The organism is Aliivibrio salmonicida LFI1238 (assembly GCF_000196495.1).
In the GTDB taxonomy this organism is placed as follows: domain Bacteria; phylum Pseudomonadota; class Gammaproteobacteria; order Enterobacterales; family Vibrionaceae; genus Aliivibrio; species Aliivibrio salmonicida.
In genome coordinates, this window is sequence record NC_011312.1 from 1,006,142 (window position 1) to 1,020,058 (window position 13,917).

Annotated in this window: 11 protein-coding genes and 3 pseudogenes; 3 read left to right on the forward strand and 11 right to left on the reverse strand. The window is 38.3% G+C overall.

Annotation, left to right across the window (positions count from 1 at the left end):
• Positions 1-8: 8 nt before the first annotated feature.
• The 6 genes and pseudogenes from fadD to VSAL_RS05055 all read right to left on the reverse strand — a co-directional run.
• Positions 9-1,478, reverse strand: a pseudogene (fadD, locus tag VSAL_RS05030) (long-chain-fatty-acid--CoA ligase FadD); the annotation flags it as partial.
• A 187-nt stretch (positions 1,479-1,665) separates the two neighbouring features.
• The gene (locus VSAL_RS05035; protein WP_012549682.1) at positions 1,666-2,535 is read right to left on the reverse strand and encodes an alpha/beta fold hydrolase; all 870 of its coding nucleotides are present in this window, start codon (positions 2,533-2,535) and stop codon (positions 1,666-1,668) included.
• 6 nt (positions 2,536-2,541) lie between these two features.
• Positions 2,542-3,093, reverse strand: a complete 552-nt coding sequence (locus tag VSAL_RS05040) for a Slp family lipoprotein (RefSeq protein WP_044583204.1) — start codon at positions 3,091-3,093, stop codon at positions 2,542-2,544.
• A gap of 21 nt (positions 3,094-3,114) precedes the next feature.
• Positions 3,115-3,414, reverse strand: coding sequence for a hypothetical protein (locus tag VSAL_RS05045; protein WP_012549684.1), 300 nt, complete (start codon positions 3,412-3,414; stop codon positions 3,115-3,117).
• Positions 3,415-3,476: 62 nt separating this feature from the next.
• Complete coding sequence (gene tsaB, locus VSAL_RS05050) at positions 3,477-4,178, reverse strand: tRNA (adenosine(37)-N6)-threonylcarbamoyltransferase complex dimerization subunit type 1 TsaB (protein ID WP_012549685.1); 702 nt, start codon at positions 4,176-4,178, stop codon at positions 3,477-3,479.
• 7 nt (positions 4,179-4,185) lie between these two features.
• Positions 4,186-6,141 carry an ATP-dependent DNA helicase gene (locus VSAL_RS05055; protein ID WP_012549686.1) on the reverse strand — a complete coding sequence of 652 codons (1,956 nt, stop codon included), beginning with the start codon at positions 6,139-6,141 and terminating at the stop codon, positions 4,186-4,188.
• Positions 6,142-6,560: 419 nt separating this feature from the next.
• Between VSAL_RS05055 and purU the strand changes: the two genes are divergently transcribed.
• On the forward strand, positions 6,561-7,394 hold the full coding sequence (gene purU / locus VSAL_RS05060) for a formyltetrahydrofolate deformylase (RefSeq protein ID WP_012549687.1): 834 nt from the start codon (positions 6,561-6,563) through the stop codon (positions 7,392-7,394).
• Positions 7,395-7,466: 72 nt separating this feature from the next.
• On the opposite strand, the gene VSAL_RS05065 is transcribed toward purU, so the two are convergent.
• Positions 7,467-8,264: an alpha/beta fold hydrolase gene (locus VSAL_RS05065; RefSeq protein WP_012549688.1), complete on the reverse strand. Its 798-nt coding sequence runs from the start codon at positions 8,262-8,264 to the stop codon at positions 7,467-7,469.
• A gap of 569 nt (positions 8,265-8,833) precedes the next feature.
• Between VSAL_RS05065 and VSAL_RS22545 the strand changes: the two genes are divergently transcribed.
• Entirely contained in the window at positions 8,834-8,992 is a 159-nt protein-coding gene (locus tag VSAL_RS22545) for a YqaE/Pmp3 family membrane protein (protein ID WP_012549690.1), read from the forward strand.
• A gap of 69 nt (positions 8,993-9,061) precedes the next feature.
• Here VSAL_RS22545 and VSAL_RS05075 read toward each other — a convergent pair.
• Both VSAL_RS05075 and VSAL_RS05080 read right to left on the reverse strand, forming a co-directional pair.
• Positions 9,062-9,493, reverse strand: a pseudogene (locus VSAL_RS05075) (5-methyltetrahydropteroyltriglutamate--homocysteine S-methyltransferase); the annotation flags it as partial.
• A gap of 25 nt (positions 9,494-9,518) precedes the next feature.
• Positions 9,519-10,400, reverse strand: a complete 882-nt coding sequence (locus VSAL_RS05080; RefSeq protein ID WP_012548944.1) for an IS982-like element ISVsa6 family transposase — start codon at positions 10,398-10,400, stop codon at positions 9,519-9,521.
• Between the two features lie 89 nt (positions 10,401-10,489).
• On the opposite strand from VSAL_RS05080, the pseudogene VSAL_RS05085 reads away from it, so the two are divergent.
• Positions 10,490-11,374, forward strand: a pseudogene (locus VSAL_RS05085) (M60 family metallopeptidase); the annotation flags it as partial.
• 83 nt (positions 11,375-11,457) lie between these two features.
• On the opposite strand, the gene VSAL_RS05090 reads toward VSAL_RS05085, so the two are convergent.
• Entirely contained in the window at positions 11,458-11,784 is a 327-nt protein-coding gene (locus VSAL_RS05090; protein WP_012549691.1) for a hypothetical protein, read from the reverse strand.
• Between the two features lie 99 nt (positions 11,785-11,883).
• Entirely contained in the window at positions 11,884-13,872 is a 1,989-nt protein-coding gene (locus VSAL_RS05095; RefSeq protein ID WP_012549692.1) for a methyl-accepting chemotaxis protein, read from the reverse strand.
• Between the last annotated feature and the right edge of the window lie 45 nt (positions 13,873-13,917).

Here is a 13,917-nt window from a genome sequence, read left to right on the forward strand (position 1 = left end):
TACGTTGGATGAGGTTTACCTACTGCTGCAACTTCTAATACTTTGCCATGCAGTGCAACAACATCTTCAATCTCATTAGGGTATACATTAAAACCAGAAACCAAGATCATGTCTTTTTTACGGTCAACAATATGTAGGAAGCCTTCATCAAACTTAACGATATCGCCAGTGCTTACCCAGCCATCTTCCGTGATCATATCTTTAGTGGCTTCAGGTTGATTCCAATAACCTTTCATAACTTGAGGGCCACGAACTTGAAGCTCACCAACCTCATCATTTCCAACAACGTTACCTTCATCATCAACCATACGAACTTCGGTTGATGGAACTGGCAAACCAATTGAACCATTATATGACGTTAAATTATGAGGATAAGCTGCAACTAGTGGTGAACACTCAGTCAAACCATAGCCTTCAAGTAAATAACAACCAGTATGCTGCTGCCATTGTTCTGCAACTGCACGTTGCACAGCCATGCCACCACCAACAGATAAGCGTAGGTTACTGAAATCTAACCCATGAAAATCTTCATTATTAACCAGCGCATTAAACAGTGTATTTACACCGGTTATGGCCGTAAATGGGTATTTCTGTAGCTCTTTAATAAAGCCAGGAATATCACGAGGATTCGTAATTAGTAAATTACGGCCTCCCATTTCAATAAATAATAAACAGTTCACTGTTAATGCAAATACATGATACAGAGGTAATGCCGTAACGATAAGCTCACGCCCTTCCGTTAGTACAGGCCCATAAGCACCTTTAGCTTGCATTACATTCGCCACCATATTGCGGTGAGTTAGCATTGCACCTTTCGCAACGCCCGTCGTACCACCCGTGTATTGTAGAAAAGCTAAGTCTTCACTATCAATAAATGGTTTTATGTACTGCATTCTACGACCTTTACGTAATGCATTACGCATAGAGGTCGCATGTGGCAAACTGTATTTAGGCACCATTTTTTTCACGTATTTAACAACGAAATTGACAATGGTCCCTTTCGCTCTTGGTAACTGCTCACCAAGATTCGTTAAAATAACGTGTTTAACCGGCGTATTATCTACGATTTTTTCTAGTGTACTGGCAAAGTTTGAAACAATAACAATCGCAGCAGCACCTGAATCGGTTAATTGATGCTCTAATTCACGTGGGGTATAAAGAGGATTAACATTGACCGCAATCATACCAGCACGTAATACACCAAATAATGCAATTGGGTATTGCAGTAAATTTGGCATCATCAATGCAACACGGTCACCTTTTTTAAGCTTCAGATCATTTTGTAAGTAAGCGGCAAAGGCACGACTGCGCTCTTCTAACTTACGAAACGTCATGACTGAACCCATGTTAATAAATGCAGGTTGGTCTGCATGTTTTTGAACTGATTGCTCAAACATATCAACTAATGAGGTGTATGCATCAGGGTTAATTTCTGCAGGTACGTCTTCTGGGTAACGTGAAAGCCAAACTTTATCCACGCTTTTCTCCTATATCTTTATAAGAGACTCATTGTTTATCTCACAATAAGCCTCAGGCTGTGATAAGCATCACTTTAAGTGGGTAGACTATTTACTCTAGTATTATAGTCAACTTATTTTATTATCAATTATAGATTTGACTGAAATTTCATCATGAATGTGACGAAAGTTTACATTTAAACGTTTTTTAAGTATTAATTTTGTTAAATAACACATTTAAATACGTTGATATTTTTTCCGGGTGTTGTAAATGACAATGATGCCCACCCTCGATTTGAAAAGACTCAACGTGTTGAATATAAGAATAGCGATGCTCTTTTTGCTTTAAATGTTCATACCCGTCAACCCCAATAATGACAATCACGGGACATGTTATATCAGACAGTAGAGCCAATGCGTGGGCTTCTGACATTCGATACAAAGATTCGCATTTTACTTTCGCATCCGTCGTCCACTGCACCCCATCAGAGGTTGAACGTACTGCTCTTTGCATTATAGGTTCTAATAACACTTCTGGTAATTGGTTTACCTTAGAGCGCAACGCTAACGCTGCTTGCCTATCTTTTAATGTTCTTTGTGGCTTATGACGATAACGCTGACGACTTAATACACCTTCACGTAATCGTTCGGATGTTTTCTCCGCCTCTTCACTTAAAGGGCCTAATGCTTCTATCATCATTAATGCAGCCACTTTTTCAGGAAAAGCCGCGCTATAAGCACTCGCAATCAACCCGCCCAATGAATGCCCCACCAAAATAACGCTATCTAGTTTTAAAGACAGTATCGCCTGATGAAGATCATCAACATAATCAAAAAAATGATAAAAATGATCGACGCCTTTATGATCAGATAATCCGTGCCCAAACCAATCAAATGCAATTAAGCGACAGGTCGGGTTAGAAACTGAAAAAGCCGTCATTGTACTTAAAAACGTAGCCGCGTTATCTTGCCAACCATGTAAAAATAAAACTACATTATCGGCATTGTTAGGTCCAAGCTCTATTACCGCTAACGAACCGTGATGAAGCGATAGGTCATATTGATGAAATGCGTGCATAATCGCTTATTGAACTTCCTGAACGACTTTGCCACGACGAGTATCAATATGACTGCGTTGATACATACAGCGCGTTCCTCGACATGGCATATAATCCATATCAAAATCATTCGTTACTACGTATTCTTGAATTTGCCATAAATGCAGTGCACTGCCATTAATCACAGGAAATGAATATTCATAGTCACCAACATTCCCTTTTTCAATCGATGCTGTTTTTCCTAACACAGTAATAAGTCGTCCCTTCGCGTAAGCGATTAGATCAACAAAACCATCCATATAAACAACAAATCGTCCATTCGGTTCTTCTGATATATCGGGTTTTCCAGCCGATGAGATCGGTAGGTTAACGACTTCAATTCGAGTTTTTTCTGCTTGATTATCAATACGAGCAATCACTCCCCCTAAACGAACAGCAACCACGCTTCCTGATTCCGACGCATCAGAAAATGGCGTATAGGTAACAATCGTATTTTCTTGGTTTGACTCTAGCTCGGTCGGTAAAGAACTACACCCAGCTAAAAACAAAGCACATAATAAAAATAATGAACGTTTCATAATCACTTTCTCCTTATTAATTTAGATATAAAGATCGACACCCACTAATTGAGCAAGTTCGTCTCGACGTTTCTGCAACATGATATCCATGTATTCTTCCATCGCATGACGATTTCGCCCCTCAGGTAAATCATATTGAAGTCGAGAATCAGCATAAGCAGATGCATCAAGGTGTTTAATGTGATTAGTTACTGCTTTGGCCACTTGAGATGGCTGAGAAACAGAAGCTTTATCACCTCCTGCTTTCTTTACCTGATTTTTCTTTCCTACTGCTTGCTGCTTTTGTATTAGCGCAGGAGGTAAACCCTGAATAGAAACCATAGTGGCCTTTTAAATTAATAATAACAGCGAGCTAATTAAGCTCGCTGTTAGAGATAGAAAGATTACTCACGACCTGGTAATTTTTTCCATGTCACGGTATCACGAACATAAACAGGCGTTGATTCCTCAACAGGAACCGCTAAGCCTTGTTCAAATTTTTGTAATGCAAGTATCGCCATATCCTGAGCTTCAGGGTATAGAATATCACTCGCCTTTGTCTCAAGAGGCAATGTCTCTAATGCATCAGGATAAGCATCCCAACCAGTGCCTACCGTTAGCCATTCACCCGTTTGATCTGGTAGTTTAGCCGCTAATTCAGCCGGAACTGAAACCATATCAGAGACAAGTGGTGACCACGTTGCATCGTCATTACGTTGATACATGCCAAAATAGACTTCACTCATTCGTGCATCAATTGCGCCTGCAATTTGTGTTGCACCATGAATACGGTAAGCCGCTTGAGCCATTGCTTCTAATGTAGAAATACCTATCATAGGTAAATCGGCACCAAACGCCAAACCTTGAGCAATACCAATACCAATACGAACACCGGTAAAGCTACCAGGACCTTGTCCAAATGCTAATGCATCTAAATCTTGCAAACGCACACCCGCTTCTTTTAATACTTCATCCACAAACGGAAGAATCTTAATGGTGTGTTCACGCGGTGCCACTGCACTTCGAGAATGGACTTTTCCGTCAATGATTAATGCGACAGAACAGTTTTCAGTGGCGGTATCTACCGCTAAAATTTTTACGCTCATTAGTGCCTCAATTTTCTAAAATAACTTCTTGTTTCTCTAATTTTTTATGTTGATCTGCTTTCGCTAAAAATTCAGACACATTTTTTAAATCTCGAGTTCTTGGTATCGGCGGTAAACTTTGTAGAAACGTAGCCCCATAAGGCCTAGTAACTAAACGATTGTCACAAATAATCAATACCCCTTTGTCTTTGGTATCGCGAATTAATCGTCCTACCCCTTGCTTTAAGGTTATAACAGCATCAGGTATTTGTACTTGTGAAAATGCGTCACCACCACTTAGCTGACAATCTTCAATGCGCGCTTTCAAGAGCGGATCATCAGGGGCAGTAAAGGGAAGTTTGTCGATGATAACACAGCTTAGCGCATCACCTCTAACGTCAATACCTTCCCAGAAAGCCCCTGTAGCAACCAATAACGCGTTGCCAAGTTCCATAAACTCCGCCAACAATTTTTGCTTGGTCGTCTCACCTTGCATTAATACCGGCAGATCTAACATCTCTCTGAACTGTCCTGCCAAATCCCGCATCATTTGATGTGACGTGCACAAAAAGAAACACCGACCATTATTTTGTTTAATCACTGGTAGCAGTAATTCCACAAGTTTATTCGCAATACCATGACTGTTCGGTTCAGGAAGAAAACGCGGAACACACAACAACGCTTGAGTTTGATAATCAAACGGACTCGGTAATGAAAACTGTTTTGTTGGTTCCAACCCCAAGCGCTCGGTAAAATGAGAAAAATCATCATTTACGCCCAGTGTTGCCGACGTAAATATCCAAGCCCCTTCTTTATCTGCCACTTGTTCTTTAAACTTATCAGCGACAGACAATGGTGTAATATTCAAACTAAAATGACGAGGAGTACATTCAAACCAATAGGAATAACCACCAATCGTGGTATCACATACACGCTCTAGACGATTCTTTAATAAGGCACAACGATCAAAAGCGGCATCCAATAGCTGGCTACGCCCTAATGCTAATTTCAAAACATCATGAGCCAGCTCAAACGCATCATTTATACGTACAATTTCACGTTGAACCGCCGCCGACTTAATGGCCTCTCGCCAATTACCTCGAAATCCGGGTTCACCTAATACAATACGTAAGTCCATTGCTGCACCCGCTAGACGCTCTGCTACTTTTTGCAATTGGCGCATGTCTCTTGCTTCGGTGCGATAGCCAATTTCGATGTCTTTTGCTAATTCGGTCAACTGGCGGCTAGATAGGTTTTGCCCAAAATATTGACTCGCAATATCCGGTAATTGATGGGCTTCATCAAAAATAAAAATATCGGCTTCTGGAATCAGTTCACCAAAACCTGTTTCTTTGATCGCTAAATCAGCAAGAAATAGATGATGGTTCACCACCACGACATCAGCATCCATTGCTTTCTTTCGCGCTTTAACCACAAAACACTCATCAAAGCTCGGGCAATCTTTACCTAAACAGTTGTCGTTGGTGGAAGTAATTGAAGGAATTATCGGGCTGTCTTCGGCAATCGCGGTGCAATCACCAAGATCCCCTGTTTTTGTTTCTGATGACCAAGCACGCACCTTAACAAGTTGCGTTAATAACTCAGGATCAGCTTGAGGAGTATGACTTTCGACTAATTGCTGGTTTAAACGCTCTGGACAAAGGTAGTTTGAGCGTCCTTTTAATAAAGCCACTTGACCATAAAAACCCAGTGAAGATGTCATTAAAGGTAAATCACGATGAAAAAGCTGTTCTTGTAAGTTTTTAGAACCCGTACTGATAATGGTCTTTTTGCCACTAATCAGAGCAGGAACAAGATAAGCAAACGTCTTTCCTGTACCCGTACCCGCTTCTACCACTAATTGTGTACCATCTTTGATAGCAGCATGAACCGCATGAGCCATATCTAATTGAGGTTGACGAGGTTGGAAACCCGGAATCGCTTTTCCTAACGCGCCTGATGACGAAAAAATCTTAGCAATCATATCAACCCATACTCATCGTGATTTTAAAATAGGGTTAAGATTATGCCAAGATTTACAGAGAAACTAAACGTTAAGTTTACTTATTCAGATAACGAGTTGGTCATAAACGTTGAATTAGCGGACTCAGTACTTTGTCTTCATAACCCCAATAAATATTATTTCTAACAAACCAAGTAATTTACTCTCATCAACATGACATTATGGCGTTTTACATAATTGATGCTCCACCGACTTTATAATGTTTATTCGCCAGCATCTTAACCATCGCGCAGTTCCTTAATTACAATGCATTATGATCGGTATCTTATTTATATTTTTTGATTTTTCAGGGCGAAAAACACTTTACGTTCTCTTCTTTTGTCGGTACAACCATAGACAGTCCAAATTTATAGACACACTTTGTGAGCACGAGAGATATAATGGAAAAGAAAATATTATTAACGGATTGCCCTGATTCTCGTGGGCTAATCGCCAAAATAACCAACATTTGTTACAAACATCAACTGAACATTGTTCACAATAATGAATACGTAGACAACGTTACGGGTCAATTTTTCATGAGAACGGAACTTGAAGGGATCTTTAATGATGAAACCTTCTTACTCGATATTGATCAAGCATTGCCGCCAGGCAGCCAACGAAAGTTAGTATTAGAACCAAAAAAGAAAGTCGTTATTCTTGTCACTAAAGAAGCTCATTGTATTGGCGATATTCTAATCAAAGCCTATTCTGGTGCGATGAACATCGAGATCTCGGCGGTTATTGGCAACCACGATACATTAGGTGCCTTGATTGAGAAGTTTGATATTCCTTTTCATTATGTATCTCATGAAGGCTTGTCACGTGGCGAGCATGAAGACAAAATGCTAAGCATTATTCATTCATACGATCCTGAATACGTCGTTTTAGCAAAATACATGCGTGTACTTACCCCTGAATTTGTTGAGCAATTTCCAAAAAGAATCATCAATATCCATCACAGTTTCTTACCTGCATTCATTGGTGCAAAACCGTATCAGCAAGCTTATGATCGTGGTGTGAAAATCATTGGTGCCACAGCACACTTTGTCACCAATAATTTAGATGAAGGTCCAATCATCAAACAAGATGTTATCCCTATTGATCATAACTTCAGTGCAGAAGATATGGCAATGGCAGGACGTGACGTTGAGAAATCAGTATTAAGTAAAGCCTTAACAAAAGTTCTGAATGACCATGTATTTGTTTATGGTAATAAGACCGTTATTCTTTAAATAATGTCGTAAATACAAAAAAACGGAGATCATCATGATCTCCGTTTTTATTTGTTCTTAATTTGAATTCAATTATTGTGCAGTAATAAACTCTATCGCGTGTTTATTAAATTCTCTCGGCCTGTCGATATTACATACGTGACCACATTCTGGAATTTGCAATAAATGACTGTGTTCATGTACCGCAACCATTTCTTGTACTGGTTTCATGAACATGTAGTCATTTTCACCCATGACATACAACGTGGGGATTGGTAATTCTTTATCTTTAAAACAGCGCATTAATGGATTCACATCCGCAGCTAATTTAAACCAACGTTTAAACTCTTTCTGGCATAATTTCTTAGCTTCTCTGGTGAAAATATGACGCGATTCTTTTTGGCTTTTTTGTGGCATGACAACATAAGCAAACAATTTATACAGCCACATATAAGGCATGATATTTTTAGTAATATCGCCCATTTTAATCAAAAACTGAGAGCGGAAATTAAAACGCGTAATTGCACCGGCTAATACCATCGAACTGACTCTGTCTTGTGCCAGTTCCGCTAGGTTACGAATAATGATGGTGCCAAGAGACATACCAACAAAATGTGCTGATTTAATATTAAGGTGATCAAGGACATCGATAATATCTTGGCTTACGACCTTAAAAGAATACTGTTTATTAATGAATTCTTTTAATTGTGAGAAGTGACTTGAGCGACCGTGGCCACGTAAATCAATAAGCAAAATATTAAAATTCTTTCTAAAAGCAGCGATTTGTTTGAACCATGTAGTGGAACTTCCACCTGCTCCATGAACAAATACAACCCACTTTGAGCTTGATTCATGTTCATAGGTTTTATGGAATAACAAAGAATTAGACATTCACTCTACTTTTAATATGAGAAAGATATGGAGTCAGACTATACCATCCTATATCAACGATGAATACTCACAAGGAAGTAGACTGATAGAAATCTGACATACGGTTACAAAACATTACTAAGTTATTGATTTTTTAGTTAAGTTCAGAGTTATTACTCTATATATACTATTAAAATAATCAATATAAGCTAAGCTACCTTGTTCTTTTTCTATGTAACAATTTAATACAAACAGTGCATTTGTCTCATAAAAATCATACTCATCAAGACCATCAAACTGAAGAATATTAATTTGCGACACTAATTGTGCTATCAAATTGACAAGAAGAGACCTAAAACAACTTTAAGAGCTTATTAGTTGCGAGGTATTTTATAGCATCTATATTTAATATAAATAGCTAATCATTAGATTTAACAAAATGTACGGCGTCATTTGGTTATTTTATATAAATATCAATAAAGATGAACTGATGTTACTTCGAAAAATCACATAACCCTTGATATATCGCTTAACAAAAAGACAGCATACAAACTATATGCATTTATTTAACAAACTTAATTAGGGATATCATGAACAAGCTCGTATTAATTATTCTGTGTGTTTTACTTCCTCCTGTCGGTGTTTTCTTTGCTAAAGGCGTAGGTAAAGATCTATTGATCAATATCATTCTAACTGTCTTTTTCTGGATACCAGGAGTGATTCATGGTCTTTGGATCGCAACTCGATAATCATAACTATTTAAACAATAAAAAAGCGAAGCTAATATAGCTTCGCTTTTTCTATTTAATACACGATATTTAAGCCGCGTTAACTTGCCATTTCTTACGTAATGCTTTTGCGGCTTTTACCATGTTTTCAAGCGCAGCTTCTGTCTCTTTCCAGTTTCGAGTTTTAAGGCCACAATCTGGGTTCACCCATAAACGCTCTACAGGAACTTTCGCTGCTGCTGTCTCAATTAAACCGATAATCCATTCTTCACTTGGAATATTGGGTGAGTGAATATCATAAACACCCGGTCCAATTTCGTTTGGATAATTAAAATCTTCAAACGCTTTTAATAATTCCATGTTTGAACGAGACGTTTCAATCGTTATCACATCCGCATCAAGTGCCGCCACCGATTCAATAATCTCATTAAATTCGCTGTAACACATGTGGGTATGAATTTGTGTTTCTGATTTTGCACTGGCTGCTGAGATCTTAAACGCTTCAACTGCCCAATCTAAATAACCTGAATTCTGGATAAAACATGCTTTAAGCGAGGATTAGTTCAAATTCACATTCTGATAGCTTAATTCGTGGCTTTTGTTTTTTTAAACAATAAGCCACAACGCCTGAAATTACATTTAGCATGAAACCAGTCACGCTACGATGACGGCTATGTTCAATTTGAGAGATATTCTTCAATTGGTCATTTATCGTTTCGATAATGTATCTCTTTGATAACATAGCCTTATCAAAAGCACTTATCTCTTTTGCTTTCATGTTTTTTCGCGAGGTAGTCACTAAATCGACATCAGAGTTCTTTAAGCTCTCACTCAACTTTTTACCTATGTACCCTTTATCAGCGTACAATTTCCCCGAGAGTTCTTTGCATAAATCAGGTACAGGAGTCCTATCATTTACATTGCCAGCTGTGATTTTCAGCGAAATAATTTCTCCAAGATGGTTAATCAATAAATGAAGTTTGAAGCCGAAAAACCATCCCATGGTACCTTTTCCTCTTTTCGCAACACCATCAAAGACTTTATGGCGAGGAATTCGAATGTTATGGCATACTTTAAGACTCGTGGAGTCAACAAAAGCAATGCCAGTCGGCTTACCTTTGATAGATTGAAAATAGGCACACATTGGGGCGATTAGGCTAGGCATTTTGCTCACAAATCGAGTGTAGCTAAGTAAATTTGGAAAGTATCCTTTCCAATATTGATGAACTAACCCGATATAGAAGTTCTTGAAATCTCTATGATTTGATTGATGAAAAGCGATGACAATAGTCATACATTCACTAGTAGACATTACTGACTGACGTTTTCTTTTTCTCTCACTAGCCTCAACAAGGTATTTTTCCCATTGAGATAAGAATTGATAACAAAAATCATCGACATCACAAAATATATCAACTAATTTATTCATCTTGCCCACCTTTTAAAATACGTTCAAATAATTCTTGGTCGAAAGATCTGATCGTTAGGTGGGCAATTAGTTCAGCCTTATCCAGAATTCAGGTTAGTTATAATATGAACCGCTTTGCTAATGCAGCAAGTGATTTTTATGGGCGTGATGAAGTGAGTGAAGGTGGCCAACATCGTCGCTTTACTTACCCTGCATTAAAAGAGTTCCGCCATCGTTTTGTTAATGATGTGCAAATTTCTATTGGTGCAGCGCACTCAGGTTATCCTGTAATGAGCAGTTCATTTAACGTAGACGCAACGAAGCCACCAACGAATGCAATTGATGATTGGTTGGTATGGCATGAAGTTGGTCATAATCTAGCTTCTGCACCATTTTCTGTTCCTGGCAGTACTGAAGTGACGAATAATATTCTAGCGTTATATATGCAAGAATTAGACGGTCGTAATGATAAGCCTGAAATGGATCGAATTAGAACGAGTATTCAAAAAGCGCCTATTTGGTTAAGTTCTAATGATGGTCACGCATGGAGTCAAGGCGATGCTGGACTTCGTTTAGTTATGTTTGGTCAGTTGAAAATTTGGGCAGAAAGCCATTTTAAAATTGATGACTGGTATGTTGATGGTGATGTTAAACCGACGATTTACAATCAAGATCAAGGTTGGAATATGGTTAAATTAATGCACAGAAAAGCTCGAGGCGATCAACAAGGTGATAATGGCGTAAATTATTGTAGTTCTCGTGATAGTGGACTAAACGCGGGTGATTTAATGATGGTATGCAGCTCTTACGTATCAGGTTATGATTTAAGAGATTTTTTCATGACATGGAATGTGGGTGAAACTTCAGTAACGAATGCTGATGGAACTAAAGTATATTCTGGCGGGATCAGTGATGCAGGATTAAATGCATTAACGAGATTACGTTTAGAAAAACCTGAGATAGATCCGTTAACGATTAATGCTTTGCCTAATTAATAGTTAGCCAATCGTGTGATTAAAAAAGCCCCCGAACGATTATCGTTTGAGGGCTTTTTACTATCTGTTATCTAAGCTGAAAATTACTTATTAATATTAATCAACGCGCCAGACTTACATTGGAAAGTATAGTAACGGCTTGTTTCATTAAATTTGCCTAGACCTTCACCTGTACAATAGTCAACATTGATATCTCTCATGACATCTAATGTTTTTTCTGTGTTCAGTTGGAATTTAGAACCATCGCTACAGATGATACGAACGCGACCATCATCACTTACTGAATAGACTTTTACTTCTGTATTACATAGCTCAAAAGACGCATCTTGGTAATTGTCTTGTTGTTTTGGTGCGCTGCTACAACCGGCTAAAACAAGTGCGAAAGCACACGCTAGACTGATTTTTTTCATGTTGACTATTCCTTAAGCAAAATTATGCCTTCAATATATCTTGTTAATAAAATGAATGCGAGTTTCTAACTTATAAAACGAGAATTCGTACCATGATTTTTAGACGGTTATGGTATTAATTTGAGTGGTTAATTCACTCATTTTCGTTTCAAGTTGCTTCATTTCATGTTCAAGATGATGAATTAATTCGTTCGTACTGTTTGCCAGAGAGGCCAACTCATCAATATCAGTATTAACCGCATTTGCTGTTTCTGATTGCTCTAATGTTGCCGCTGAAATACTGGTGTTAAAGTTATCTATTTCAGAAACCGAATGACTAAGTGACTCTATGTATTGAGCGGAATCCGTGACACTGTCCTGAGTTGTTTCACTCAATAACTTACTTTCTTCCATTAATAAAAAGGATTGTTTTGCATTAACCCCAATGCCATCAAGTAGTTGACGAATGTCATGAGTGGCTTCTTGGCTACGTTGAGCGAGTTTTCTTACTTCATCCGCAACAACCGCAAATCCTCGTCCTTGTTCTCCGGCACGGGCCGCTTCAATTGCCGCATTAAGGGCCAGTAAATTGGTTTGGTCAGAGACCGCTGTAATCGTATCTAATATTTCAGACACATTGAGTGTCTGTTTTTCTAAATGTTCAACGTGTTGGTGAGTATTAATAATACTGCTATGCAGTTCGTTAACCGTCTCTGTTGTGGCTAGAGTTTGGTTTTTACATTCTGTTGCGTTCGCGGTTGCTTGTGTTGTTGTTTCATGAGCGCTGTTGGTAACCCCTGCAATTTCAGAGCTTGTTTGTGCCATTTCAGTCATAGCTGTCGCGATACTGTCACAATGAGTCAGCGTTGTTTGACTTGATTGCGTCGCTTGTTTCAAGTGTTCACTTAGTAAGTTTAGTTCATTTTGTGTTTGAGAGGCGACGTTATGCGCTGAACGTAGCGGGAGTGCTATATTTTCAAGTAATGAATTAATATCTCTTGCGATAGCATCGAACTTATTCTCATTGTTGTTTTCCAATGTGAGTGTTAAATTTTTACTGGCAGATATTTCATTAATACGAAGGCTAAACGAAGTCATTCGGCTATTGATCGATTTCGCGGTAAAAAAACTAATGAAAATAATAGGTAATATGAGGCACAGAGCAACCGCTATGTAGCCGTTTCGAATGAATGCTGATTGTGACATTTCTTTTGTTGCAGCGATATTAAGACTTTTTGATAGATTATCGGTGATCGTTTTTATGAGGCCAATACGTTGAGTGGCCATTGGAAACCAAACATTTGCGCTTGGTCCTTGTAATGTTGCCAATGTATTTTTTTGAGACAGATAAATAGACTGCGTATCCGTCACTTTTTTCCAAGTATTAGAAGACATCGCGTTGTTTAACTGTTGAACAAAATCAGCAGAAAGAATCGATTTAGCTTGGCGAATAGAAAAATATTCAGTTGAAAGGTAACTGCTAATGTCAGCATATTTATCAAGGCTTGATGTCTTACCTGCAAATGCACCATTTAAAGCCCCTCTCACTTTTCCTGCTTCTTCTTTGACTTGTAATAATGCGGATAACCCCTGCATTTCGCTGCGTAATATAGGAGAATTTATTTTTGATACAATAATAGAGATAGAGTCTAGAGAGAGTTGATTAAGCGTTGAATAATAAACAAATGGAGAGTGTGTAATTGAAAAGTTATCGACTTGAGAGCGAATGCTATTTTTATTATTTAATTGCTGGGTTACCTCAAAGAGTAAAGATGACACAATCGTTTTTTCTAAAAAATTAGGAGTAAAGTTACGTAATGCCTGTTCAGCTGTGTCTGATTTTTTTCTTTGTTCAATGAGCTTACTATTACCTGATTTCCCTTGGGAGGCGAGATAACCTGCGGTTATTCCTCGTTCAACGGCAAAGTTATGGGCGACATTATCCAGTAAGTTAAATAAAGAAACGGCTTCTAATGAGTAATTAGCGTCATGAACTTTTTGATTTTCTTGAATGAGTAGCTGAGTTAAAAATAGAGTAATGATTAGGGTTGGTAAGAGTGATATGAGCAATAAGCGAGTTTTTATACTTTTTAGAATAGATAACTTCATCGAGTAACCTTTTAATTATTATGGGTATGCCGACATATCGGCAAC